Here is a 25,579-nt window from a genome sequence, read left to right as displayed (position 1 = left end):
TGTATATAGAGAAAATTAGGGGTGAAAATAGTGGCGAAAAAAAATTTAGTAATAGTGGAATCACCTGCAAAAGCGAAGACTATTGAAAAAATATTGGGGAATAATTTTCATGTTACAGCTTCCTTTGGACACGTAAGAGATTTACCTAAAAGTAAGATTGGAGTAGATGTCCAGGATAATTTTAGACCAAGTTATTCAACAATAAGAGGAAAGGGAGATGTAATTAAAACTTTAAAGGACCTTGCCAAGAAATCAGATAAAGTGTATTTAGCATCAGACCCTGATAGAGAAGGAGAAGCTATTGCATGGCATATAGCTCAAACATTGAAATTAAATGAAAATGAAGCCAATAGAATAGAATTTAATGAGATAACAAATGGAGCGATAAGAGAGGCTATAAAAAATCCTAGAAAAGTTGATATAAATAGAGTTAATGCTCAACAAGCTAGAAGAATACTAGATAGATTAGTTGGATATGAAATAAGTCCACTTTTGTGGAAGTCAATATCATCAAATACCAGTGCCGGAAGGGTTCAATCAGTTGCTTTAAAATTAATATGTGATTTAGAGGATAAGATAAAAAAGTTTGTTCCAGAAAAATTTTGGGATATAAAGGGTGAGTTTGAAAATAAAATGAATTTATCTCTTTATAAGATAGAGGGAAAGAGATTCGAGAGAGTTACAGATGAGGATGTTGTAAAAAATGTACAATTGACATTAAATTCAGAGTATTCAGTTATCAATTCTAAAGTAACTAAAAAATCAAAGAATCCACCATTGCCATTAAAAACAAGTACATTACAACAGCTGTCATCCTCTTACTTAGGGTTTTCTGCGTCAAAAACTATGTCTGTAGCCCAAGGATTATATGAGGGTATAAGTATAAATGGGAATCAAAAAGGTTTGATAACTTATATGAGAACAGATTCGACAAGAATATCTGACGAAGCTAAAGAGATGGCAAAAAGTTATATAATGGAGAATTTTGGAAAGGAATATCTAGGTAAAGAGGGAGTAAAAAAGAAAAAGGATGAAAAAATTCAAGATGCTCACGAAGCTGTAAGACCAACAGATATTTACTTGGAGCCTGAAAAAATAAAAAAAGATTTAACTCCGGATCAATATAAATTATATAAACTTATATGGGAAAGGTTTATGATTTCTCAATTAGCAGCAATGCAATATGAGCAATTTGAAATAATATTGGAAAATGGAGATTATCAATTTAGAGGAACTTTAAATAAAATAATATTTGATGGGTACTATAAAGTATTTAAAGATGAGGAGGAGTTACCTTTAGGGGAGTTTCCAATAATAAATGAAGGGGATTTCTTGACGCTAAAAAAGTTGCATATAAAAGAAGACTGGACAAAAGCACCTTCAAGATTGACAGAATCCTCTCTAGTAAAAAAACTAGAAGCAGATGGAATAGGAAGACCATCTACTTACGCCTCGATAATAGAGACTCTAAAGAAAAGAGAATATGTTGTGGTTGAGGGAAAGAGTTTTATTCCAACAGAGTTAGGATACGAGATAAAAACAATATTGGAAAAAAACTTTAAGGACATCATGGATGTTAAATTTACAGCCTCTTTAGAAGATGGCTTGGATTTAGTTGAAGAGGGTGAAAGAGATTGGATTGAGATTTTGAAAGATTTTTATTCTAAACTTTCAAGAGATTTAGAACTTTATAAAGTTAAGGTTGAAGAGGAAGCTAACAGGGTAATAACTTCAGATGTTCCGTGTCCTTGTGGAGCTGGAAATATGGTTATGAAAAATGGAAGGTTTGGAAGATATCTGTGTTGCATAGATGAAAATTGTAAGGAAAAATACTCTTTGAAAGGAATTGAAATTCCGCTGGAGGATATAAAAAATGGAGATATAAAAGTCAAAGAGTTATTAGAAGAGCAACTAAGAGTTAAGCAAGGAAAGCTAACGGATATATTTTTGAGCAGTGGAAGTAGATTGCTTTTAAAACTAGGGCGTTTTGGTAGTTATTTAGAGAGTGAGAACTTTAAAGAGGATAATGGAAGAGTTTCTTTACCGGGAGAAGTAAAAAAACTTCTTATGAATGGAGCAATTGAAGAAAAAGATGGAATAGTTCAATTAAAGTGGATTATGGATAAGATTCAAAAGGAAGAGGAAGATATCTTAAAAAATGCTGGAAATTGTGAGAAATGTGGAAAACCATTTAAAATAGGTAGAGGTAGATGGGGAAAGTTTTTAGCTTGTACTGGATATCCAGAGTGTAAAAATATTAAAAAATTGGAAAAAAATAAAAAAGAGTAGATAAAAGAACTCGCCTCTACGGGCGAGACTTTTGTGTGTATAAAAAAGGAGAATAGATGACAGGTAAAGAAGTAGTAGTGATAGGAGCTGGGTTAGCAGGTTCGGAAGCAGCATATCAATTAGCAAAAAATGGAATTAAAGTAAAACTGTATGAGATGAGACCGAAAGTTTCAACTGAAGCTCATAAAAGTGAAAAATTTGCTGAGTTGGTATGTAGTAACTCTTTAGGAGGAGATCACCTAGGAAATGCTTCTGGGTTGATGAAAGAGGAGTTAAGAAGAATGGGCTCTTTACTAATTGAAATTGCGGATGAAGTTAAAGTTCCAGCGGGACAGGCTTTGGCTGTGGATAGAGAGGGCTTTTCGGAGAAGGTAACGGCGAAATTATATTCTATGGAGAATATAGAGATAATAAATGAAGAGCTAAAGGAGATACCAAAAGATAGAATAGTTATTGTTGCAAGTGGACCATTGACATCAGTTGATCTATCTAAAAATATTGGAGAGACATTAAAACAAGAGTATTTGTACTTCTATGACGCAGCAGCACCAATTGTAACTTTGGAGTCAATAGATAAAGAAAAAGTGTTCTTTCAATCAAGATATGATAAAGGAGAAGGGGAATACATAAACTGTCCAATGAATAAAGAGGAGTATGAGGCTTTTTATGAGGCTTTAATATCAGCAGAGAGAGCCCCTTTAAAAAATTTTGAAGAGGAAAAATTATTTGAAGCTTGTATGCCTGTGGAGAGAATAGCACAAAGAGGCTTTAAGACATTGCTATTTGGACCGCTGAAACCGAAGGGATTGATAAATCCAAAAACTGGAAAAGAGGAATTTGCAGTGGTTCAGCTAAGACAGGACGATAAGGATGGGAAGTTATATAACTTAGTAGGATTTCAGACAAATTTAAAGTGGGGAGAGCAAAAAAGAGTGTTTTCAATGATACCAGGGCTTGAGAAAGCAGAATTTGTAAGATATGGAGTTATGCATAGAAATACATTTATAAACTCAACAAAACTACTGACGCCCGCATTGAATTTAAAAACTAACGAAAATATATATTTTGCTGGACAAATAACAGGTGGAGAAGGGTATGTTTGTGCTATTGCTACAGGATTAATGGCGGCAACAAATATTATTAGAAAAATAAATGGAAAGTCTCCATTGATATTGGACGACAGAAGTTCAATTGGTGCAATCATAAAGTATATAACAGAAGAAAAGAAAAATTTTCAACCAATGGGTCCTAATTTTGGAGTAATAAAATCTTTAGATGAGAGGATAAGAGATAAAAAAGAGAAATATAATAAAATATCGAAAATAGCTTTAGAGTATTTGGATGAAAAATTAAATCAAGAGAAATAAAAGGAGTTTGAGATGGACACTCTTAACTTATTAGGGGATATAAAAGAGTTTTTATATCATTGTGAGTTCGCAAAAGGAAAGAGCTTAAATACAATAAAATCATTGAGAATAGATTTATACAGATTTAATGAATACATTATAAAGTGTAATGATTTAAAAAAGATTTCTGACATAGACGGATTTAATTTTAGAGAGTTTTTGGTGGAACTTCAGGGAAATAATATAGGAAAAAGGTCTTTAAATAGAAAAATTTCATCTTTAAAGTCGTTTTTTAAATATTTAAAGGATACTGGAAAGATAAAGAGTAATCCAGCTCAGTTAATAGTGGCACCGAGTTATGATAGAGGAGTTCCAGAAGCTCTTGAACTAGAAGAAATAATAGGATTTAGAAAAGCGATAGAATTAAAGAATTATCATAGTTTAAGAGATAGATTGATTATAGAGCTTCTTTATTCAACTGGAATAACATCACAAGAGCTTTTGGGTTTAGGGGAGGATGTTTTTAATTTAGATGATAGAGAGGTTATTGTAACAAGTTTTAAAAAATGTAGAACAGTATTTTTTAGTGAGAGGGCGAAAAATTTCTTTAAAAGGTATATAGCAGCTAAAAGAGAGAAATTGGGAGCTAAATACAAAAAAGAGATACTTTTTGTCAATGGGTCTGGTGGAAGATTGACAGATCGTTCTTTGAGAAGACTTATAGATAGATACGCAATCAAAGCTGGAATAGTAAAAGATATTAGTCCACATAGCTTCAGGCATACGTTTGCTGTCCATATGTTGGAGCATGGAATGAGTTTGCTACAATTACAAAAATTATTAGGGCATTCAAATTTAGATTCAACTAGAATTTATGTGGAAGCTTTGGAGAAAAAAAGAAGAAAAGAGTTGTCTAAAGAGATAAAATGATAGAGAACTTAATTATAAATCGAAGGAGAGTTTATGAGAAAAAAGTGTATAGGATGTGGAATTGAACTTCAAGGGGATAAACCAAATTCTAATGGATATTTGCCAAAGTCGGTTTTAGAAGGTGATAGTAAAGAATTACTTTGTCAAAGATGTTTTAAAATAAAAAACTATGGGCAATATATTCCTATAAAAATGACAAAAGAGGATTATAGAGAAGAGGTTAAAAAAAGTTTGGTAGAAGCGGATGTGGCAATACCTGTATTTGATATTATTGATTTTGAGGGATCGTTTGATGATGAAATTTTAGATATTTTGAGAGAGATAGATTCGATTGTTGTGATAAATAAATTGGATTTGATACCGGATGAGAAACACCCATCCGAGGTCGCTGATTGGGTTAAAAGAAGGTTAGGAGAGGAGGGAATTGCACCGCTAGATATAGCTATAGTTAGCTCTAAAAATGGATATGGAATAAATGGTATTTTTAAAAAAATAAAACATTTTTATCCAGATGGAGCAAAGGCTCTAGTTTTAGGGGTAACGAATGTTGGAAAATCAAGTATTATAAATAAACTTATAGGAGCTAAAAGGGTCACTGTATCTAAATTTCCAGGGACAACTTTAAAAAGCGTTAAAACAGAGATTCCATTTTCAAAAATAACTTTAATTGATACTTCAGGACTAATACCGGAGGGAAGATTTTCTGATTTCGTTTGTCAAGAGTGTAATCAGAATATAATACCAGCTAATGAAATATCAAGAAAAACTTATAAAGTTCAAGAAGATAGAGTGATTTTAATTGGTGGGATGATACAAATGAGAGTTTTAAATGATGATGATTTAAAACCAATATTTTCATTATATGCTTCTAAAGATGTGACATTTCATGAAACAAATATAGAAAAAGCGAAAGAATTGATGCAAAAAGCAGATTTTTTAACTCCACCATGTGAAAGTTGTAGAGACGAGTTTAATACTTTGGAGAAAGATGTAGAAATCTATACAGTGGAGACAGGAGAAGAGTTAGTATTTAAAGGTCTAGGGTGGCTTTCTGTAAAAAGAGGACCTTTGAAATTGGAGATAACATCCCCAAAAGGTGGAGAGATAATTGTTAGGGAAGCTTTTATAAAACCAAAAAGATAAGATGGAGTTCTATAGGATGGAAAAAGACAGGAGAATAACTACTTTAAATTGGATTATAAATATAGCGGTGACTATTCTATTTATATATCTTGCTATGAGAGGGATTGATGATCTAACAGGAACATATAAAATTGATGAAACAGTAAGAAGTACAAAGGAGCTTAGAATAGCTTTAGAGAAGTATTATCAATTGACAGGAACTTATCCTGAATTGACAAAGCCGGGAGTAAATATGAACTTGCATCTTTTAGACTATACAAATGAATATGGGCAAAAGATATCTTTTGCAGATATTTATGGGCGAAAAACTTTGGCTAAAACCTACGGCAGTAACTCGATAATTGCATCAAATGAAGTTTATGATGTACAAGATTTTAAAAATATAAGTAAAAATGGGGGATGGAATTATAACTATTCTCAAAGAACGGGTGAGATTCATCCCAATCTACCAGAGGACATCTATATAGAAAAAATAAACTGGGTCAGACAATAGAAAATAAATGGAGGAAAACAAATGTACGATATTATATTTTTAGGTGGTGGACAGGCAGGAGTTTTTGGAGCTTATGAAGCTATAAAAAAGAATAAAGATTTAAAAATTCTTGTTTTAGATAAGGGAAGAATGTTGACACAGAGAGTTTGTCCGAAGGAAAAGCTGGGATCATGCGTGAAATGTCCAACTTGTGCAATTATTTACGGAGTTTCTGGAGCAGGAGCCTTTTCAGACTCTAAATTCAATATGGATTATAGAGTAGGCGGAGATGTTCATGTTTTAACTGGGAAAGTGCTTGTAAACGAAACTATTCAGTACGTAGCGGATATATATAAAGAGTTTGGATTTGATGAAAAACCATCTGGTTTAGAGTATAATCAAGTCATGTTAGAGATAAAGAAAAGATGTATTGAAAATAATGTACAGTTAGTAGATACACCAACTATGCATTTGGGAACAGACGGATCAAGAGAGTTGTATAATAGATTGGTGAACTTTTTATTGGAGCAAGGTGTAGAGTTTCTAACTGAGAGATCAGCAGAAGGATTATTGATAGAAAATGGAGAGATAAAAGGTGTAACTGTAAGAAATAAAAAGGATGAAATTGAAAAGTATTTTGCAAAAAATGTTGTAGTTGGACTCGGAAGAAGTGGTGCAAAGAAACTGATGGAGATGTGCGAGGAGTCGGGTGTATCCTATGAAATGGGAGCAATTGATTTAGGTGTAAGGGTGGAGATACCTGACTTAGTAATGAAAGATATCAATGAAAATTTCTATGAAGCAAAGATGATATACTATACAACTAAGTATAAAGATAAGATGAGAACTTTTTGTTCAAATCCAAGTGGATTTATAGCTGCGGAAAAACACAGTGATGATGTAGTACTAGCAAATGGACACGCATATAAAGACAAAAAGTCTCAAAATACAAATTTAGCCCTATTGTGTACAAAGACATTCACACAACCGTTTAAGCAACCGTTTGAGTACGCAACAGCTATAGCAAAAATGTCGTCTATGTTGACTGGTGGTAAAATATTGATGCAATCTTATGGGGATTTAAAAGTGGGAAGAAGATCAACAGATGAATCCATAGCAAGGTTAAATATAATTCCGACAACAGAGGACTATGTAGCTGGTGATATAGCTCTAGCGTGTCCAAAGAGAATTTTGGACAATATCATAGAATTTATAGAAGTTCACGACAAAATAACACCTGGATTCGCATCAAGTGATTTGTTACTGTATTTTCCAGAGATAAAATTCAGAAGTACAAGAATAAAAATAGACGCTAATATGGAAACTAATATAAAGGGATTGTATGCAGCAGGTGATAGTTCAGGATATGGGAGTGGCTTAAATATAGCTGCGGTAATGGGGATACTAGCTGTAAGGCATATAATTTCTAAATAATTTGGAGGACTATAATGGGATTTTTTAATAAACTTTTCGGTAGAAAAAAAGAGGATAAAATTGAAGAGCAAAAAGAAAAGTTGGAGCAAGAGGTAGTAAAAGAGGAGATAGAATCTCTTGAGGAGATAAAAGAGCAAAAATATGAAGAGAATGAAAAAATAGACGAAGCAGTAGAAAAAGCGATAGAGGATGAAGAAAAAGAAGAACATACAATAGAGAATGAAGAAGTAAAAGATGAAGTTGTGTATATGGAAAAACCAAAAGTTGAAAAAAGAAGTTTTTTCATATCTCTTAAGGAAAAACTTTTCAAATCAAGAGAGGGGCTATTTGGAACTTTAAAAAACATTTTTACAGGAAAATCTATAGTTGATGGAGAGATGTACGAAGAGTTAGAAGATACTTTGGTGCAATCAGATATTGGTATTGAGATGACATTAAAAATAGTGAAAGATTTGAAAGCGGAGGTAAAAGCTAGAGGAGTCAAAAAACCTGAAGATGTATATCCAGTATTAAAAGATGTATTAGAAGGGTATTTGATTACAGAAAATACTGAGTTGGATATTCAGCCCGGAAGAATGAATGTAATATTAATAGTTGGAGTAAATGGTGTTGGAAAGACAACAACTATTGGAAAAATTGCTGCTAAGTTAGTAAAAGATGGTAAAAAAGTTGTGATAGGTGCAGCGGATACATTTAGAGCGGCAGCAGTTGAGCAATTAGAGGAATGGGCAAGAAGAGCGGGAGCAGAAATAGTGAAACATTCACAAGGAGCTGATCCAGGTGCAGTTGTTTTTGACACTTTAAAAGCAGGGGAAGATAAAAATGCAGATGTTGTAATTATTGATACGGCAGGAAGATTACACAATAAAAACAATCTGATGAAAGAGTTAGAAAAAATAAATAATATTATAAAGAAAAAAATAGGAGACCAGTCGTATGAATCTATTTTAGTGTTAGATGGAACTACTGGACAAAATGGCTTGATTCAAGCAAGAGTATTTAATGAAGTGACAAAACTAACAGGATTTATTGTTACTAAATTGGATGGAACGGCAAAAGGTGGTATACTATTTAGTATTTCCGAGGAGCTAAAAAAACCTATAAAATACATAGGAGTTGGAGAAGGAATAGAGGATTTAAGGGAATTTGATAGTAAAGAGTATATACAAGCAATTTTTGATTAGTATATTAAAAAAAATAGAATTTCTGTTGTAAATATATATAAAATTTGTTAATATATAGTTGAAAATTATGAGCAGTATTACAGTATGGTTAAAAATATGAAATTTATTTAATAAAAATAGAGGAGGACTTAAAGTGAGCATTATAGTTCAAATTAAAGAGAAAGCAAAAACTTTAGGAAACAAAATAGTTCTTCCTGAGGCTACTGATGAGAGAGTAATCAGAGCAGCAGCAGGGGTAGTTGAGGAAAAGTTGGGAACTCCAGTATTGGTAGGAAATGTGGAGACGATAAAAGCATTTGCTTCAAAACTGGGAGTATCTTTAGAGGGTGTTGAGATTATTGATCCAAAGACTACCGATAAATTGGCTTCATATGTTGATAAACTTTGTGAATTGAGAGCAAAAAAAGGAATGACTCCTGAAGAAGCAAAAAAAATATTGACAACAGATGTTAATTTCTTTGGTGCTATGATGGTTAAAATGGGAGATGTAGCTGGAATGGTTTCTGGATCTGATTCACCTACAGCAAATGTTTTAAGAGCGGGGTTACAGGTTGTTGGGACAAAGCCGGGAGTAAAAACTGTATCATCGGTATTCTTAATGGAGTTAAAACATAATATAGAAACTTATGGAGAGATTTTAGTATTTGGAGACTGTGCTGTAATTCCTGAACCAACATCAGAACAATTGGCTGACATTGCATCAGAAGCAGCTGTAACAGCAGCTACAGTAGCTGGATTAGAACCAAAAGTTGCACTTATGTCGTTCTCTACAAAAGGATCTGCAAATCATGATTCAGTAGATGTTGTAAAAAGAGCAGGAGAGATTTTGAGAGAAAGAAATGCAAGTTTTGCATTTGAAGAAGAGTTACAGGCAGATGCTGCTTTAGTGGCATCAGTAGGAATGAAAAAAGCTCCGAATTCCAAAGTAGCAGGGAAAGCTAATGTATTAATATTCCCTAATTTGGCAGCAGGAAATATTGGATATAAATTAGTTCAAAGATTGGCTAATGCGGAAGCATATGGTCCTTTAATTCAAGGGTTAGCAGCTCCAATAAATGATTTATCAAGAGGATGTTCAGTTAAAGATATAGTAGATTTAGCTGCAATAACTTCGGTTCAAGCTGGATAGAAGAAAATTTAGGTTGAGGCAAAAAGTTAGTGGGGAGTTTTAACTCCTTACTAATTAAATATATTAAAATAAAAAATAAAATTAAGGTGGTAAATTTAATGAAAGTTTTAGTTATTAACTGTGGTAGTTCATCTCTAAAGTACCAATTATTAAATCCTGAATCAGGAGAACTTTTTGCAATTGGACTTTGTGAAAGAATAGGAATTGAAGGATCAAAAATGGAGTATGAAACTCCGGCTAATGATTTTGAAATTGAGATAAAACAAGATATGCCAACTCACAAGGAAGCTTTAGAGCTAGTAATAAATGCTATTACAAATCCAGAGTATGGAGTAATAAAATCAGTAGATGAGATTGATGCAATTGGTCACAGAGTAGTACATGGTGGAGAAAAATTTGCTTCATCAGTATTAGTAACTCCAGAAGTTATGGCGGCAATGGAAGAGTGTTCAGAGTTAGCGCCATTACATAATCCTGCAAATCTATTAGGAATAAGAACAATGCAAGAATTGATGCCAGGGAAACCAAATGTTGGAGTATTTGATACATCATTCCACCAAACAATGCCAAAAGAGGCATATATGTATGCTTTACCATATGAGGATTATACAGAGTTAAAAGTTAGAAAATATGGATTCCATGGAACATCTCATAAGTTTGTTTCAGGGGTAGCTAGAGAGTTATTAGGAAATCCAGCTGAATCAAAAATAATTGTTTGCCACTTAGGAAATGGAGGATCTATATCTGCAGTTAAGAATGGTAAATGTATCGATACAACAATGGGATTAACTCCATTACAAGGAATTATGATGGGAACTAGATGCGGAGATATTGATCCAGCGGCAGTTTTATTTATAAAAAATAAAAGAGGATTATCAGATAAAGAGATGGATGACAGAATGAATAAAAAATCTGGAATCTTAGGAGTATTTGGAGAGTCTTCAGACTGTAGAGATATGGAGATTGCGGCGGCAGCAGGAAATGAAAGAGCGTTATTAGCTGAAAATATGTTTGCCTATAAAATAAGAGGATATATTGGGAACTATGCAGCTCAAATGGGTGGAGTAGACGCAATTTGCTTCACTGGAGGAATTGGAGAGAATTCTGGAAAAGTTAGAGGAGATGTGTTGAAAGGGTTAGAGTTTATGGGAGTTGAATTAGATACGGAAGTTAACTCTAAGAGACAAAAAGGAAATGTACTTTTAACAAAAGAAACATCTAAAGTGAAAGTATTTAAAATACCTACGAATGAAGAGTTAGTAATAGCTAGAGATACTTACGAAATTGTAAATGCTACGAAATAGTTAGTATTAAAAGCTGTTTAAAAAATAAACATATTAGTCAGTAAAAAATTATATTTGGTTGAATTAGTTTAAAAATTTCTTAAAAAAATCAAGAACTTTAATTGACAATTAATAGGAATGCTCGTAAAATAGAGTTAACTTTAGAGTCGATTAAAAAAGGGAGGACAATTCAAATGGCTAAAAAAATGCAAACTATGGATGGTAACCAAGCTGCGGCATATGCATCATATGCTTTTACAGAAGTAGCAGGTATTTATCCGATAACTCCATCATCGCCAATGGCTGAGTACACTGACGAGTGGGCATCAAGAGGAATGAAAAACATGTTTGGAGTTCCAGTAAAAGTTGTTGAAATGCAATCAGAAGCAGGAGCAGCTGGAACAGTTCATGGATCTTTACAAGCAGGAGCTTTAACTACAACATATACAGCATCACAAGGGTTATTATTAAAAGTACCTAATATGTATAAAATAGCTGGAGAACTTTTACCGGGGGTTATCCATGTTTCAGCAAGAGCTTTAGCAGCACAAGCACTATCTATATTTGGTGACCACCAAGACGTTTATGCAGCTAGACCAACTGGATTTGCTATGTTATTTGAGAGCTCAGTACAAGAAGTAATGGATTTATCAGGAGTTGCACATTTAGCAGCTATTAAATCAAGAGTTCCGTTCATGAATATTTTTGATGGATTTAGAACTTCTCATGAAATTCAAAAAGTTGAAGTGATGGATTTTGATGTATTTAAGAGATTAGTAGATATGGATGCTATTAAAGCCTTTAGAGAGAGAGCTTTAAATCCTGAGCACCCAGTGACAAAGGGAACAGCTCAAAACGACGATATCTACTTCCAAACTAGAGAGGTACAAAATAAATTCTATAATGCAGTTCCTGCTATTGTAGCTAATTATATGGAAGAAATTTCAAAAGTAACTGGAAGAGATTATAAGCCATTTAACTATTATGGAGCACCAGATGCAGAGCATATTGTTATTGCTATGGGATCTGTTTGCGAAACATTGATGGAGACAGTTGATTATTTAGTGGAAAAAGGAGAAAAAGTAGGATTAATAAATGTTCACCTATATAGACCATTCTCTGCTGAGTATTTCTTCAACGTATTCCCTAAGACAGTAAAGAAAATTGCTGTATTGGATAGAACAAAAGAGCCAGGAGCACTAGGAGAGCCATTATATATGGACGTTAGAGGATTGTTCTATGGAATGGAAAATGCTCCAGTAATCGTAGGTGGAAGATATGGATTATCTTCAAAAGATACAACACCAGCTCAAATGAAAGCTGTATTTGATAACTTAAAACAAGCTGAGCCAAAAGATGGATTTGTAGTAGGAATCGTTGATGACGTTACATTCAAATCTCTTGAAGTTGGACCTCATATTGAAACAGGAGCAGAGGGAGTAAGAGAATGCTTATTCTTTGGACTTGGATCAGATGGAACAGTTGGAGCTAATAAAAACTCAATTAAGATTATCGGAGATAAAACAGATTTATATGCACAAGGATACTTTGCATATGACTCAAAAAAATCTGGTGGATCAACAAGATCTCACTTAAGATTTGGAAAGCATCCAATCAGATCAACTTATTTGGTATCTTCACCAAATTTCGTAGCTTGTTCTGTACCAGCGTACTTGACACAATACGATATGATAAGTGGATTAAAGCAAGGTGGAACATTCCTATTGAACTGTGTGTGGGACAAAGATGAAGTTATAGCACATTTACCAAACTCAGTAAAAAAACAATTAGCAGAGAAAAATGCTAAGTTCTATATTATAAATGCTAACAAACTAGCAGCAGAAATTGGATTAGGAGGAAGAACTAATACAATAATGCAATCAGCATTCTTTAAATTGGCAGATGTTATTCCATTTGAGGATGCACAAAAATACATGAAACAATATGCTGAAAAATCATATGCTAAAAAAGGTGACGCAATTGTTAAAATGAACTATGAAGCTATCGATAAAGGAGCTGGAGAATTAGTTCAAATTACAGTTGACCCTGCATGGGCTAATTTATCAACTGAATGTGCAGAGGAGAAAGAGGCATGCTCTTGTACAGGATGTGGATGTGGTTCTACAAAACTAGAATCATTTGTAGAAAAAATTGCAAAACCTATAAATGCTTTAAAAGGTGAAGAGTTACCAGTTTCTACATTCCTAGGATATGAAGATGGAACATTTGAAAATGGAACAACTGCTTTTGAGAAAAGAGGAGTTGCAGTAAATGTACCTGAGTGGAAAGCAGAAAATTGTATTCAGTGTAACCAGTGTTCATACGTTTGTCCACACGCAGTTATAAGACCATTCTTAATGACAGCAGAGGAGAAGGCGGGAGCACCAAATGAGTTAAAAACAAAAACACCTATTGGAAAAGGATTAGAGGGTCTAGAGTATAAAATTCAAGTGTCTCCTTTAGATTGTACAGGATGTGGACTATGTGCTAATGTGTGTCCAGCTAAAGAGAAAGCTTTAGTAATGGTACCTATCGGACAAGAGGTTGAGAAGGGAGAGCAAGAAAATGCGGATTACCTATTCAACGAAGTGACATATAAAGATGAATTTATGCCTAAGACATCAGTAAAAGGATCACAATTTGCACAACCGTTATTTGAATTCCATGGAGCTTGTGGAGGATGTGGAGAAACACCTTACATCAAAGCGATAACTCAACTATTTGGAGATAGAATGATGATAGCTAATGCTACAGGATGTTCGTCAATTTATGGAGGATCAGCACCATCAACTCCATATACGACAAATAGTTGTGGAGAAGGTCCATCATGGGGTAACTCATTATTTGAGGATAACGCAGAGTTTGGATATGGAATGACAATAGCTGTTGAAACAATGAGAGATAGAATCCAAACAATAATGGAAGAAAATATGGAAAATGTTGCTCCAGAAGTTGCAGCAATGTTTGCTGAGTGGATTGAAAATAGAGCAGACGGAAATAAAACTAAAGAGATAAGAGATAGATTAGTTCCAGTTCTAGAAGCGTGTGACTGTGGAGTATCAGCAGAGATTTTAGAGTTAAAACAATATCTTGTTAAGAAATCACAATGGATATTTGGAGGAGACGGATGGGCTTATGATATAGGTTATGGTGGATTAGACCATGTATTAGCTTCTTCAGATGATATAAATGTTTTAGTAATGGATACTGAAATCTACTCTAACACAGGAGGACAAGCATCTAAATCAACACAAACAGGAGCGGTAGCGAAGTTCGCAGCAGCAGGAAAACCTAATAAAAAGAAAGATTTAGCTGCAATAGCAATGTCTTACGGACATATCTATGTTGCACAGGTTTCTATGGGGGCAAACCAAGCTCAATACTTAAAGGCAATCGCTGAAGCTGAGGCATATCCAGGACCATCAATAATTATAGCTTATGCACCATGTATCAGTCATGGATTAAAGAATGGAATGGGTAACAGCCAACTAGAGATGAAAAAAGCTACTGAGTGTGGATACTGGCCAATATTTAGATATAACCCACTATTGGAAAAAGAAGGAAAGAACCCTCTACAAATTGATTGTAAAGAACCTAACTGGGATAACTACAACGACTATCTAATGGGAGAGGTTAGATATGCTACATTAGCAAAATCTAAACCAGAGCACGCAAAAGAGCTATTTGCTAAAAATAAATTAGAGTCTCAAAGAAGATGGAGACAATACCAAAGACTTGCATCATTAGACTTCACAGCTGAAGCTAAGTAATTCTTTGTATTTTAGAGATAAGATAGAAATATCTTATCTCTTTTTTATTATAAAACTTTTTTGTAAATTAGCGTATTATTTGGTATAATTAGGAGTAAGTGATAAAATATTTTTAACTGAGGGAGATGAATAGGAATGGTTCATACTTATAAAAAAATAATAATAGCAAGAACGGATAAAATAGGTGACTTAATTCTATCAATTCCTAGTTTTTTTATGCTTAGAAAGATGTATCCAGATGCTGAGATAACTTTATTGGTAAGGGATTACAATTATAACATAGTAAAGAATCTACCATATATAAATAGAGTTGTTCAAATAGATAGATATAGACGGAAGGAACTTTTAGAAAAAATAAAATATTTCAATGCAGATGTTTTTATTGCGTTATATGTTGATAACTTTGTAATGGAGCTAGCAAAAGCAAGTAAAGCTAAAGTGAAAATAGGTCCTTTATCGAAGTTAAAGTCTTTTTTTACTTTCAACAGAGGAGTTTTACAAAAAAGATCTAAATCAATAAAACATGAAGCGGAATATAATTTGGATTTAATAAAAAAGCTGGACAAAAAACTTTTTGAAAATAAATTTGAAATAAATACTCAGATTTTTTTAGATAAAAGTAATTTGGAAGCTGCTGAAAAGTTTTTTAAAGATAATTGTATCGGAGATAAAGTATTGGTTGTAAACCCTTTTATGGGAGGGTCTGCAAAGAATATAACTGATAAACAATATGCCGATATTTTGAGAGAGGTTATAGACAGAGTTGAAGAGGTGGACATAATAGTAACTGCTCATATTTCAGACGAAGAGAGAGGACTGAAACTTTTAGAAGAAATAGGAAAAGATAAAGTATACCTTTTTGCTAATGGTGGTGAGCTTTTAAACATAGGAGCGATTATAGATAGAGCTAAAGTTTATTTTGGTGGATCGACGGGTCCAACTCATATAGCAGGTTCTTTACAAAAAAGTATTGTGGCATTGTATCCTAAAAAAGCAACTCAAAGTTTAGTAAGATGGGGAGTCTTTGGAAATGAAGATGTCACGTATATAATACCAGATGAAAATACAAAAGAAAATTATAAACATAAAGAGTTTGATTCCTATAATGAAGATGTAAAGGAAAAGATAGTTCAAGCAATAGTAGAGAGAATGGAGAGATAGAAGTGAAAATATTGGTAATACATACAGCTTTTATAGGTGATATTGTTTTGTCGACACCGCTATTAAAAAGAATAAGAGAGGTATATCCAGAAGCAAAGATTACATATGTAACCACTCCAGTTGGTGCTACTATTTTGAGAAATAATCCAATGATAACAGAGATAATAGAGTATGATAAGAGAAAAACTCATTCAGGAATTAAAGGATTATTGGCTTTAGGCAGACGATTAAGATATGAAAACTTTAATATAGTCATAACACCTCATAGGTATCTTAGAAGTTCTATTCTGGGATGGTTAGCAAGATCGCCAAAGAGAGTGGGATATGATATAGCAAGCGGGTCTTGCTTGTTTACAGATAAAATAAAATATGACAAAAGTAAACATGAAGTAGAGAAGTTACTATCTTTTATGGGAGATGTACCAAATAACCCGAGAGATAGATATCCAATTGAATTGTATCCAAGTAAGAGAGATATTGAAACTGTCGATAAAATTTGGAGTGATAATAATTTAAAAAATAAAGAGATTGTTGCAGTAGCTCCGGGAAGTAAATGGTTTACAAAAAAATGGCCTTTAGAATATTTTAATGAAGTGATTGACCTATTAATAAAAGATAACAGAAGCGTTATCGTTGTTGGTGGTAAAGACGAACTACATCTAAATATAAATGCTAAGCACGGAGTTTTAGATTTGAGAGGGAAAACAACTTTATTGGAACTAGCAGAAGTTTTAAAAAGAGTAGATGTAGTCTTAACAAATGATTCATCACCGATACATATAGCATCTGCTTTTAAAAATACTTCAATTCTTGCAGTTTTTGGTCCAACAGTGGAAGCGTTTGGTTTCTTTCCATGGAGTCAAAATAGTGATGTTTTGGAAGTAAAAAACCTTTCATGCAGACCGTGTGCGATACATGGGGGTGACAAATGCCCAAAGGGACATTTCAAATGTATGTTAGATATAAAACCGAAACAAGTCTATGATAAAATTCTACAGATTTTGAAGAGGGGATAATGGAAAAAATATTGTGTAACACTGAAGCAGACTTTAAGTTAGTTAATAAGATAAAAAAAGAAGAGTTCAAAACTATTAAGAGTTTAAAAGATGATAATAGAAGTGTAGTTAGATTGATTGAAATCGACGGAGATAGATACGTTTATAAAATTCCAAAAGAAAAAAATAAACGTACATGGCAAAGAATAACCTCTTTAATTAGAGGAAGTGAAAGTAAAAGAGAGTATGCAAATTATTTAAGAATACAAAAACTTGGGTTTAAAGGACCTATTCCTATTATGTATTGGGAAAAGAAAATTTTGGGAGTATGTGTGGACTCTTTTTTAGTGAGTTCACACTTATCTGGAAAGCCAGCAACTCAAAAAGATTTAAAAATAGTGGAGAATGAATTAAAGAAAATACATGAAAAAGGATACTTACATGGAGATTCTCAGCTAAGCAACTTCATAGTAGAAAACCATGAGATTTATTTAATAGATGCAAAATTGATGAAAAATAGATATGGAAAGGCAGGAGAGGTATACGAGTTTATATATTTGGAGGAAAGTTGCCACAAAGATATTGATGGTTACGATAAGACAACTTTAAGTTATAAATTAGCAAAAAGTTTAAACAGTTACCTGCATTGGATTGGAAAAATGAAAAAAATAATTAGAGGAAAGGAAAGATAAGTTGAGAGTTTTAATAATAAGACTTAGCTCAATAGGAGATGTGGTGTTGACTACTCCTATTTTAAAGGAATTGAAAAAAAAGTATCCAGATATAATTATAGATTTTTTAGTTATGGAAAATTTTAAAGATGCGATATCGGGATGCCCCTATATAGATAATCTAATTTTGTTTAATAAGAAAAAGCATGACGGTTTAAAAAATATGATAATTTTGGGAAAAGAATTAAAATTAAATAATTATGACTATATATTTGATTTACACGCAAAGATAAGGTCAAAAATTATAAGGAGTGCAATTGGGTGCAAAGCATACACTTATAAAAAAAGAAGTTTATTGAAGAGTATTCTGGTTAAAACTAAAGCAATTAAGTATAGAGTAGATGATACTATAATTAAAAATTATTTTGGTGCTTTTAAAGTTTTGGGGTTGGAATACAGTGGTGAAGATTTAACTTTTAGTTTTGAAAAAAAAGATTTGAAAAAATTAGAAACATTTTGTATAGAATATGACAACGTTCCAATGATAGCTCCAGGAGCTTCAAAGGAAACTAAAAAATGGACTAAAGAAGGGTTTGCAGAATTATCAAAACTACTTTATAATAAATATGGAAAGAAACCAATTTTGATAGGTTCAAGTAGTGAGTATGAGATGTGTGAGGAAATAAAAAAAATGGCGGATGGATTAGCTATAAATTTAGCTGGGAAATTGACTCTAAAAGAGAGTGGAGCATTACTTTCAAAAGCTAAATTTTTGGTTACAAATGACTCTGGACCATTTCATATAGCAAGAGGTGTAAAATGTCCAACATTTGTTATATTTGGTCCAACCAGTCCAGCAATGTTTGAGTATGATGAAAAAAATATATTGATTTACTTGAATGAACCATGCTCACCTTGTAGTTTACATGGAGATAAAGTTTGTCCGAAGAAACATTTTAATTGTATGAAAAAATTGAATGCAACAATGGTAATGGAAATAATAGAAAAACACGGGAGGTAATTGATATGGCAAAAAAGGCAGTAGATACAACAGATAAGTCAAAAGCTCTAGAAACAGCATTAAAACAGATAAGAAAAGACTTTGGTGAAGGATCAATAATGAAACTTGGAGAGAACCAAGGTATGAATATTGAAGTTGTTCCAACGGGAAGTATAAATTTGGATTTGGCTCTTGGGTTAGGTGGAGTTCCTAGAGGAAGAATTATAGAGGTATATGGAGCAGAGAGTTCAGGAAAAACAACAATAGCATTACATATAGTAGCTCAAGCACAAAAGATGGGTGGAGTAGCTGCATTTATAGATGCAGAGCACGCTCTAGACCCAGTGTATGCAAAAGCGTTGGGAGTGGATGTAGAGGAGTTATTGATTTCTCAGCCAGATTTTGGAGAACAAGCATTGGAGATAGCAGATATGTTAGTTAGATCTGGAGCGATTGATGTTATTGTTGTCGATTCAGTGGCAGCGTTAGTTCCAAAAGCAGAAATAGATGGCGAGATGTCTGATCAACAGATGGGACTTCAAGCAAGATTAATGTCAAAAGCTTTAAGAAAATTAACAGGTTCTATAAATAAATCAAAAACAACAATGATATTTATAAATCAGGTTAGAGATAAGATTGGTGGATTTAGTTTTGGTCCTCAAACAACAACAACAGGTGGAAAGGCTCTAAAATTCTACTCATCAGTGAGAATGGAAGTAAAAAGAGTTGGAAGTGTAAAACAGGGAGAAGAGGTTATAGGAAACGAAACTGTAGTAAAGGTTACAAAAAACAAAGTTGCTCCTCCTTTTAAAGAAGCTAAATTCCAAATTATGTATGGTAAAGGAATTTCTAGAGTTGGAGAGATTCTAGATATGGCTTTAGATAATGATATTGTTGCTAAATCTGGAGCTTGGTTCAGCTTTGGGGATATTAGGCTTGGTCAAGGTAAAGAAAATGTAAAAGCTAGACTGGAGACTGAAGTGGAGCTATTGGCAGCAATTGAAGAAAAAATAAACCAGCTTTTAGAGAAAAATACAATAGTACTTCACACATCTGAAGAGGGAGAAGAGGAAGAAGTTGAAATTGAAGAGATTATTGAAGAATAAATATCTCTTTGAAAATGGTTTGAGTATAGGTCTAAATAACGAAATAGTAAACAAATATGATTTAAAAAGGAGAGAGGAGCTATCTCATGAAGAATACTTACAGGTGTTAGAGTTAGCTGCTCTCTCCACGTCATATTATTATTTAGCCAAGAGAGACTATACGAAAAAAGAGATATACAATAAACTTGTACAAAAATATTGGGAAAAAACTGCGGTAATAAAAGTTATAAAGAAATTAGAAGAGGCTGGTTATATTGATGATAGAGAATTCGCTGTTTCATATGCTAAAAATAAGAAGTGTGGAAAGAAAAAGATAGCGTACGAGTTAAAAATAAAGGGAGTCGCTTTTGAGGTAATAGAGGAAGCGTTGAGTTTTTATGAAGAGGATGGTGAATTAGAGGAGTTATCTAAAGCGTGGGATAAACTTGGAGAAAAAGAAGAACATAAAAAAATAGCTTCTCTTATGAGGAAGGGGTTTTCATACAGTGACATCAAAAGAGTTATAACTAAGAAAAGGGAGGAAGAATGTTAACATTATTTAAAGTTACATTAGTAGTACTACTTGAGTTTATATATTTGACACTATTTAAGGCTAGAAAAATAAAAAAAATGTCTAGTGACAAAGCACCTTTTGCTGCACGAAAAGAGTTAAAAAAACTCTCAGAAAAAATGGTAAAAGCAGCCAAAATAGATTTAGAAGTGGTGTATTTGGATGAAGCAGCTTATAAAAAAATGAAGTTGGAAGATGGGATTGTGGTGGTGGCAAATCATGCAAGTAACTTAGATATACCAGTGATAGTTACAGGATTAAGTATACCCGTAGGATTTGTAGCTAAAAAAGAGATGGAAAATTGGCCATTTTATTCAATGTGGATGAAAATGAGTAACTGTATATTCTTAGATAGATCCAATCCTAGAGAGGGAATAAAAAGTATAAGAAAAGCAGTTAATATAGTCAAACAGGGATATCCGACTGTAATCTTTCCAGAGGGGGAGAGAACTTTGACAGGAGAGGTGGGAAGTTTTAAAAAAGGAAGTTTTAAATTAGCTACAGAAACCAATGGAATTATTTTGCCGTTAACAATAGATGGAACTTTTTTTGTCCAAAGTAGAAAAAATATTTTAATAAAGCCAAATAAAAAAGTCAGATTAACTGTAGGAAAACCGATAGATTTGAGAAAAATAAATCAAGAAAATAGTAGAAACCTGAGTGAGATTGTTCGAGAATTGATAGTTAAAGAGATGAGATAGAAAAACGCCCAAAAAACATACTAAATAAGTGTAAAATAAACTCTTAAAAACTTGGGAAAAGTTTGACACTAATTATTATTTATGCTATAATTTCCTTGAAAATTAAGTTGAACTTAACAGGCTTAAACAAAAAATATAATTGGAATATATATTATTTATAATCCACTCAGGAGGAAAAAAGATGGAAAACTTACAATCTTACTGGTCAGATTTCAAAGGAAATTTATGGAAGAAAGAAATCAATGTTAGAGATTTCATTCAGAACAATTACACGCCATATACTGGGGATGAGTCATTCTTAGTTGGAGCTACTGAAAATACAAAAGCTGTTTGGTCAAAGTTAACAGAAATGTTCAAAGAAGAGATTGCGAAGGGTGTTTATGATGCAGAAACAAGATATCCACAATCAATCGATACTTATGGACCTGGATACATCTCAAAAGAAAATGAATCAATAGTGGGATTACAAACAGATGCACCATTAAAGAGAGGAATCTATCCAAAAGGTGGATTAAGAATGGTTGAGAACTCTTTAAATGCATATGGATATGAGATTGATCCAATAACGAAAGAGATTTTTACAAAATATAGAAAAACTCATAATGAGGGAGTTTTCTCAGCATATACTGATGACATGAAAGCAGTAAGAAAATCAGGGATTGTAACTGGACTACCAGATGCTTACGGAAGAGGAAGAATTATTGGAGATTATAGAAGAGTAGCATTATATGGAGTGGACAGATTAATCCAAGAGAGAAAGTTTGAATTAAAAAAAGCAGAGGCTCCAGAGTTAACTGAGGAAATTATCAGAAAAAGAGAGGAAATAACAGAGCAAATCAACGCTTTAAAAGCATTTGTTAAAATGTGTGCTTCTTATGGATTTGATGTTACTAAGCCAGCTTCAAACGCAAGAGAAGCAGTTCAATGGGTATATTTTGCATACTTAGCAGCTACAAAAGATCAAGATGGAGCAGCAATGTCAGTTGGAAGAACTGCAACATTCTTAGATATATATATAGAGAAGGATTTAGCAAAAGGATTAATCACTGAGACTGAAGCTCAGGATTTAATAGATCAATTTATTATAAAACTGAGAATTATTAGATTCTTAAGAACACCAGAATACAATGAGCTATTCTCAGGAGATCCTACTTGGGTAACTGAGGCTTTAGGAGGAGAGGGAGTAGATGGAAGAACTTTAGTTTCTAGAACATCTTTTAGATACTTAAATACTCTTTATAACTTAGGACCAGCTCCAGAGCCAAACTTAACAGTATTATGGTCACAAAAATCTCCTGAAAATTGGAAGAATTTCTGTGCTAAAGTTTCGATAGATACATCAGCTATTCAATATGAAAATGATGATTTAATGAGACCAGAACTAGGTGATGACTACGGAATCGCATGTTGTGTTTCTCCAATGAAAATAGGAAAGCAAATGCAATTCTTTGGAGCTAGAGTAAATTTACCAAAAGCTTTACTATATACTATCAACGGTGGAAGAGATGAGAAGTCAGGAGCACAAGTAGCACCTAAATTTGAAGGAATTACTTCTGAGTACTTAGATTTCAACGAGGTAATGGAAAAATATGACCTAATGTTAAAATGGTTAGCAGGAGTTTACATCAATGCTTTAAAAGTTATTCACTATATGCATGATAAATATTCTTACGAAGCGTTTGAAATGGCTCTTCATGATGTAGAAGTTTTAAGAACTCAAGCATCGGGAATTGCTGGATTATCGATTGTTGCTGATTCATTAGCAGCTATTAGAGATGCAAAAGTAAGAGTGATTAGAGATGAGAGAGGAATAGCTGTTGATTTCGTAAGAGAGGGTGAGTACGTACCATTCGGAAACAACAATGATGAAACAGATAAGTTAGCGATTGAAGTAATGGAGAAATTCATGAACTATATAAGAACTCATGAAACTTATAGAAATTCAAAAGCTACACAATCAATCCTAACAATAACTTCAAACGTAGTTTATGGAAAGAAAACAGGAACAACTCCTTGTGGAAGACCAGCAGGAACTCCGTTCTCTCCAGGAGCTAATCCAATGAACGGAAGAGATACAAGAGGAGCTGTAGCAGCACTTGCTTCAGTAGCAAAATTACCATTCCACCACGCAGAAGATGGAATTTCTTATACATTCGCTATCACACCAGGAGCTCTAGGAAAATCTAGAGAGGAAAGAGTAGCTAACTTAGTGGCTTTAATGGATGGATACTTCACAGCTGATGGAGGACAACACTTGAATGTTAACGTGTTTGATAGAACATTATTAGAGGATGCAATGGCAAATCCTGAGAAATATCCTCAGCTAACAATCAGAGTATCTGGATATGCAGTTAATTTTGTAAGATTAACAAAAGAGCAACAGTTAGACGTTATTTCAAGAACAATTAATGGAAATATGTAATAAAAAAGGATGTGCTAAGAAATGAAAAAGGGATTTATTCACTCACACGAGAGTTTTGGAACCGTAGATGGACCAGGTATTAGATATGTGGTGTTTACTCAAGGGTGTCCTTTAAGATGTAAATATTGCCATAATAGTGATACATGGAAAAAAGAGGATGCAAAATTCTTGGAAACTCCTGAACAAACTTTCTTAGAAATCTGTAGATATAAAAACTTTATAAAATCAGGTGGGGTTACGGTGACAGGTGGTGATCCGTTAACTCAGCCTGAATATGTAAAGGAGCTATTGAGACTTTGTAAACAGGAAGGTATACATACAGCAGTTGATACTTCTGGATTTTTACTTAATGATAAAGTTAAAGAGGCTTTAGAGTATACAGACCTTGTCCTATTGGATATAAAATCAATAGATTCAAAACAATATAGGGAATTAACTGGAATAGAATTGGAACCGACATTACAGTTTGCGAAATATTTGAAGGAAATAGGAAAGCCAATGTGGGTAAGACACGTTGTTGTACCGGGAATTACTGACAACGACGAGTTGTTGGAAAAACTAGCTGATTTTTTAAAAGATTTTGATAACTTGGAAAAAGTTGAAATTTTACCATATCATTCTTTAGGGGAGTATAAATGGCAAAAGATGGGGCTAGAATATCCTTTAAAAGGAGTTGAACAGCTTTCAGCTGAAAGATTCGAAAATGCAAAAAGTATATTTAAAAGTAGAGGTTTAACAGTTAAATAGTGAAGTTTTAACTACCTTAGAACATAAAAGTTCTAAGGTAGTTTTTTATATATTTTAACAGAAAATATGATATAATTGAAGAAAAGCATAAAGGGAGAAATCAATGATTATATTAGGAATAGAAACATCTTGTGATGAGACATCAATAGCCGTTTTAAAGGATGGAAAAGAAGTTTTATCCAATAATATTTCCTCTCAAATAGAGATACATAAAGAGTATGGTGGAGTAGTGCCCGAAATTGCCTCAAGACATCATATCAAAAATATAGCCACAATTTTGGAGGAAAGTTTAGAAAAAGCTAAAATCACAATGGATGATGTGGATTATATAGCTGTAACATATGCGCCAGGATTAATTGGAGCACTTCTTGTGGGAATTTCATTCGCCAAAGGATTAGCTTATGGACATGACATTCCTTTAATTCCTGTTCATCATATAAAAGCACATATCTATGGAAATTTTATAGAACACGACATTGAATTACCATGTATAGCTTTAGTGGTATCTGGTGGACATACAAATATAGTGTATATAGATAAAGAGCATAATTTTATAAACTTAGGAGCAACTTTGGATGATGCTGTTGGTGAAAGTTATGACAAAGTAGCAAGAGTTATGGGAATAGGGTACCCGGGTGGACCTATTGTGGATAAACTTTATTATAAAGGAAACAAAGAGGCATTAAAAATACCAGAACCTAAGGTGGAGGGGTATAATTTCAGTTTTTCAGGAATTAAGACCTCTGTTATAAATGCTGTGAATAAAGCTAGAATGAAAGGTGAAGAGTTTAAGGCAGAAGATTTATCCGCTTCGTTTCAAGAAAAAGTAGTGGATATACTTTGCAAAAAAACATTGAAAGCGGCTAAAGACAAAGGGGTTAGACAAATTGTAATAGCAGGAGGAGTTGCAGCTAATTCATTATTGAGAAGTGAGTTAACAATGAGAGCTAGTAAACTGGGGATAAAAGTAAACTACCCTTCAATGGCATATTGTACTGACAATGCAGCAATGATAGCTGAAGCAGCATATTATAAGCTCAAATATGGAAAAGGAAAAATATTTGCAGATTTAATGCTAAATGGTAAAGCTACATTGGATATAACAAAAGATTAAAAAAGATAGAGTTTAAGGCAGATGGAGGAAAAAATGTCAAGTGTAATACAAAGAGCTGAATTACAATCACAAATTTGGAAAATAGCAAATGATGTTCGTGGTTCAATAGATGGATGGGACTTTAAACAATAT

At 33.2% G+C, this 25,579-nt stretch carries 20 protein-coding genes and 1 pseudogene; all 21 read left to right on the top strand.

Annotation, left to right across the window (positions count from 1 at the left end):
- Nucleotides 1-30: 30 nt before the first annotated feature.
- A complete protein-coding gene (gene topA, locus ACWI69_RS04425; RefSeq protein WP_448820643.1) occupies nt 31-2,289 on the top strand; it encodes a type I DNA topoisomerase in 2,259 nt (752 codons plus the stop codon).
- 56 nt (nt 2,290-2,345) lie between these two features.
- Nucleotides 2,346-3,656: a methylenetetrahydrofolate--tRNA-(uracil(54)-C(5))-methyltransferase (FADH(2)-oxidizing) TrmFO gene (trmFO, locus tag ACWI69_RS04420; protein WP_448820642.1), complete on the top strand. Its 1,311-nt coding sequence runs from the start codon at nt 2,346-2,348 to the stop codon at nt 3,654-3,656.
- A gap of 12 nt (nt 3,657-3,668) precedes the next feature.
- Nucleotides 3,669-4,565: a tyrosine-type recombinase/integrase gene (locus ACWI69_RS04415; protein WP_448820641.1), complete on the top strand. Its 897-nt coding sequence runs from the start codon at nt 3,669-3,671 to the stop codon at nt 4,563-4,565.
- A 33-nt stretch (nt 4,566-4,598) separates the two neighbouring features.
- Entirely contained in the window at nt 4,599-5,708 is a 1,110-nt protein-coding gene (gene yqeH, locus ACWI69_RS04410; RefSeq protein WP_448820640.1) for a ribosome biogenesis GTPase YqeH, read from the top strand.
- 16 nt (nt 5,709-5,724) lie between these two features.
- Nucleotides 5,725-6,201 carry a hypothetical protein gene (locus ACWI69_RS04405; protein ID WP_448820639.1) on the top strand — a complete coding sequence of 159 codons (477 nt, stop codon included), beginning with the start codon at nt 5,725-5,727 and terminating at the stop codon, nt 6,199-6,201.
- Nucleotides 6,202-6,222: 21 nt separating this feature from the next.
- Nucleotides 6,223-7,614, top strand: a complete 1,392-nt coding sequence (locus ACWI69_RS04400) for an NAD(P)/FAD-dependent oxidoreductase (protein ID WP_448820638.1) — start codon at nt 6,223-6,225, stop codon at nt 7,612-7,614.
- A 14-nt stretch (nt 7,615-7,628) separates the two neighbouring features.
- Nucleotides 7,629-8,798: a signal recognition particle-docking protein FtsY gene (gene ftsY, locus ACWI69_RS04395; RefSeq protein ID WP_448820637.1), complete on the top strand. Its 1,170-nt coding sequence runs from the start codon at nt 7,629-7,631 to the stop codon at nt 8,796-8,798.
- A 133-nt stretch (nt 8,799-8,931) separates the two neighbouring features.
- Nucleotides 8,932-9,927: a phosphate acetyltransferase gene (pta, locus tag ACWI69_RS04390; protein ID WP_448820636.1), complete on the top strand. Its 996-nt coding sequence runs from the start codon at nt 8,932-8,934 to the stop codon at nt 9,925-9,927.
- A 98-nt stretch (nt 9,928-10,025) separates the two neighbouring features.
- The gene (locus tag ACWI69_RS04385) at nt 10,026-11,231 is read left to right on the top strand and encodes an acetate/propionate family kinase (protein WP_448820635.1); all 1,206 of its coding nucleotides are present in this window, start codon (nt 10,026-10,028) and stop codon (nt 11,229-11,231) included.
- Nucleotides 11,232-11,404: 173 nt separating this feature from the next.
- Entirely contained in the window at nt 11,405-14,980 is a 3,576-nt protein-coding gene (gene nifJ / locus ACWI69_RS04380; RefSeq protein WP_448820634.1) for a pyruvate:ferredoxin (flavodoxin) oxidoreductase, read from the top strand.
- Between the two features lie 135 nt (nt 14,981-15,115).
- The gene (locus ACWI69_RS04375; protein ID WP_448820633.1) at nt 15,116-16,141 is read left to right on the top strand and encodes a glycosyltransferase family 9 protein; all 1,026 of its coding nucleotides are present in this window, start codon (nt 15,116-15,118) and stop codon (nt 16,139-16,141) included.
- A gap of 2 nt (nt 16,142-16,143) precedes the next feature.
- The gene (locus tag ACWI69_RS04370) at nt 16,144-17,157 is read left to right on the top strand and encodes a glycosyltransferase family 9 protein (RefSeq protein WP_448820632.1); all 1,014 of its coding nucleotides are present in this window, start codon (nt 16,144-16,146) and stop codon (nt 17,155-17,157) included.
- Nucleotides 17,157-17,828 (top strand): lipopolysaccharide core heptose(II) kinase RfaY, encoded by a 672-nt coding sequence (locus ACWI69_RS04365; RefSeq protein WP_448820631.1) that lies wholly within the window; start codon nt 17,157-17,159, stop codon nt 17,826-17,828. Before ACWI69_RS04370 ends, ACWI69_RS04365 begins: the two co-directional genes overlap by 1 nt.
- A gap of 1 nt (nt 17,829) precedes the next feature.
- A complete protein-coding gene (locus ACWI69_RS04360) occupies nt 17,830-18,828 on the top strand; it encodes a glycosyltransferase family 9 protein (RefSeq protein WP_448820630.1) in 999 nt (332 codons plus the stop codon).
- Between the two features lie 5 nt (nt 18,829-18,833).
- Nucleotides 18,834-19,913, top strand: coding sequence for a recombinase RecA (gene recA / locus ACWI69_RS04355; protein ID WP_448820629.1), 1,080 nt, complete (start codon nt 18,834-18,836; stop codon nt 19,911-19,913).
- Nucleotides 19,885-20,445, top strand: a complete 561-nt coding sequence (locus ACWI69_RS04350) for a regulatory protein RecX (RefSeq protein ID WP_448820628.1) — start codon at nt 19,885-19,887, stop codon at nt 20,443-20,445. The genes recA and ACWI69_RS04350 overlap by 29 nt, the downstream gene beginning before the upstream one ends.
- Nucleotides 20,439-21,164, top strand: a complete 726-nt coding sequence (locus ACWI69_RS04345) for a lysophospholipid acyltransferase family protein (protein WP_448820627.1) — start codon at nt 20,439-20,441, stop codon at nt 21,162-21,164. The genes ACWI69_RS04350 and ACWI69_RS04345 overlap by 7 nt, the downstream gene beginning before the upstream one ends.
- A 181-nt stretch (nt 21,165-21,345) precedes the next feature.
- Nucleotides 21,346-23,586, top strand: coding sequence for a formate C-acetyltransferase (pflB, locus tag ACWI69_RS04340; protein ID WP_448820626.1), 2,241 nt, complete (start codon nt 21,346-21,348; stop codon nt 23,584-23,586).
- Nucleotides 23,587-23,607: 21 nt separating this feature from the next.
- Nucleotides 23,608-24,333: a pyruvate formate-lyase-activating protein gene (gene pflA / locus ACWI69_RS04335; RefSeq protein WP_448820625.1), complete on the top strand. Its 726-nt coding sequence runs from the start codon at nt 23,608-23,610 to the stop codon at nt 24,331-24,333.
- A gap of 103 nt (nt 24,334-24,436) precedes the next feature.
- Nucleotides 24,437-25,447, top strand: a complete 1,011-nt coding sequence (tsaD, locus tag ACWI69_RS04330; protein ID WP_448820624.1) for a tRNA (adenosine(37)-N6)-threonylcarbamoyltransferase complex transferase subunit TsaD — start codon at nt 24,437-24,439, stop codon at nt 25,445-25,447.
- A gap of 33 nt (nt 25,448-25,480) precedes the next feature.
- A pseudogene (locus ACWI69_RS04325) lies at nt 25,481-25,579 on the top strand (type I restriction endonuclease); the annotation flags it as partial.

Source organism: Cetobacterium sp., assembly GCF_977044495.1.
This window is presented reverse-complemented; position numbering and strand designations above follow the sequence as displayed.

Excerpts from the sequence above, each read along its gene's own strand:
- trmFO (WP_448820642.1), top strand. The coding sequence starts at position 2,346 with ATGACAGGTAAAGAAGTAGTAGTGATAGGAGCTGGGTTAGCAGGTTCG.
- ACWI69_RS04365 (WP_448820631.1), top strand. The coding sequence starts at position 17,157 with ATGGAAAAAATATTGTGTAACACTGAAGCAGACTTTAAGTTAGTTAAT.
- yqeH (WP_448820640.1), top strand. The coding sequence starts at position 4,599 with ATGAGAAAAAAGTGTATAGGATGTGGAATTGAACTTCAAGGGGATAAA.
- pflB (WP_448820626.1), top strand. The coding sequence starts at position 21,346 with ATGGAAAACTTACAATCTTACTGGTCAGATTTCAAAGGAAATTTATGG.
- ACWI69_RS04375 (WP_448820633.1), top strand. The coding sequence starts at position 15,116 with ATGGTTCATACTTATAAAAAAATAATAATAGCAAGAACGGATAAAATA.
- pflA (WP_448820625.1), top strand. The coding sequence starts at position 23,608 with ATGAAAAAGGGATTTATTCACTCACACGAGAGTTTTGGAACCGTAGAT.
- ACWI69_RS04400 (WP_448820638.1), top strand. The coding sequence starts at position 6,223 with ATGTACGATATTATATTTTTAGGTGGTGGACAGGCAGGAGTTTTTGGA.
- ACWI69_RS04345 (WP_448820627.1), top strand. The coding sequence starts at position 20,439 with ATGTTAACATTATTTAAAGTTACATTAGTAGTACTACTTGAGTTTATA.
- ACWI69_RS04385 (WP_448820635.1), top strand. The coding sequence starts at position 10,026 with ATGAAAGTTTTAGTTATTAACTGTGGTAGTTCATCTCTAAAGTACCAA.
- ACWI69_RS04405 (WP_448820639.1), top strand. The coding sequence starts at position 5,725 with ATGGAAAAAGACAGGAGAATAACTACTTTAAATTGGATTATAAATATA.
- ACWI69_RS04415 (WP_448820641.1), top strand. The coding sequence starts at position 3,669 with ATGGACACTCTTAACTTATTAGGGGATATAAAAGAGTTTTTATATCAT.
- nifJ (WP_448820634.1), top strand. The coding sequence starts at position 11,405 with ATGGCTAAAAAAATGCAAACTATGGATGGTAACCAAGCTGCGGCATAT.
- tsaD (WP_448820624.1), top strand. The coding sequence starts at position 24,437 with ATGATTATATTAGGAATAGAAACATCTTGTGATGAGACATCAATAGCC.
- ftsY (WP_448820637.1), top strand. The coding sequence starts at position 7,629 with ATGGGATTTTTTAATAAACTTTTCGGTAGAAAAAAAGAGGATAAAATT.
- recA (WP_448820629.1), top strand. The coding sequence starts at position 18,834 with ATGGCAAAAAAGGCAGTAGATACAACAGATAAGTCAAAAGCTCTAGAA.